This window comes from Tateyamaria omphalii (genome assembly GCF_019802125.1).
In the GTDB taxonomy this organism is placed as follows: domain Bacteria; phylum Pseudomonadota; class Alphaproteobacteria; order Rhodobacterales; family Rhodobacteraceae; genus Tateyamaria; species Tateyamaria omphalii_B.
Window position 1 is genome coordinate 1 of sequence record NZ_JAHVHT010000012.1, and the last position, 1,022, is coordinate 1,022.

General features: G+C 62.1%; 1 protein-coding gene. It reads right to left on the reverse strand.

Annotated features, from left to right (window positions below; all coding sequences use genetic code 11):
• Nucleotides 1-1,022: elongation factor Tu (tuf, locus tag KUV51_RS22070; protein ID WP_222523629.1), on the reverse strand; the 1,022-nt coding region annotated here is incomplete at both ends.

Here is a 1,022-nt window from a genome sequence, read left to right on the forward strand (position 1 = left end):
AGCTGAACCGTGCCCGTCACGTCCGTCGTACGGAAGTAGAACTGCGGACGGTAGTTCGCGAAGAACGGCGTGTGACGGCCACCCTCTTCCTTGGTCAGGATGTAGGCTTCGGCCTCGAACTTCGTGTGCGGCGTCACCGAACCCGGCTTACAGAGAACCTGGCCACGCTCGACCGCTTCACGGTCGATACCACGCAGCAGCGCGCCGATGTTGTCGCCCGCTTCACCGCGATCCAGCAGCTTGCGGAACATTTCAACGCCGGTGCAGGTCGTTTTCTGGGTGTCCTTGATGCCGACGATCTCGATCTCGTCGCCCACGTTGATCACGCCACGCTCCACACGACCGGTCACAACCGTACCGCGGCCGGAGATCGAGAACACGTCCTCGACCGGCATCAGGAAGGGCTGGTCCACGGCGCGCTCGGGCGTCGGGATGTACTCGTCGACAGCTGCCATCAGCTCGCGGATCTTGTCTTCGCCGATCGCGTTGTCACGGCCTTCCATCGCCGCCAGCGCGGAGCCTGCGATGATGGGCGTGTCGTCGCCGGGGTACTCGTAGCTGTCGAGCAGCTCGCGCACTTCCATTTCGACCAGTTCCAGCAGCTCTTCGTCGTCGACCTGGTCCACTTTGTTCATGAACACGACGATCTTCGGGATACCAACCTGGCGGCCCAGCAGGATGTGCTCGCGCGTTTGCGGCATCGGGCCGTCGGCGGCGTTCACAACCAGGATCGCGCCGTCCATCTGGGCGGCACCGGTGATCATGTTCTTGACGTAGTCGGCGTGGCCGGGGCAGTCGACGTGGGCGTAGTGACGCGCGTCGGTCTCGTATTCCACGTGCGCGGTCGAGATCGTGATCCCGCGCGCTTTCTCTTCGGGCGCGCCGTCAATCTGGTCATATGCCTGGAAATCACCAAAATACTTCGTGATCGCCGCCGTCAGCGTCGTCTTGCCGTGGTCAACGTGGCCAATCGTGCCAATGTTAACGTGCGGCTTCGTACGTTCAAACTTTTCCTTTGCCAT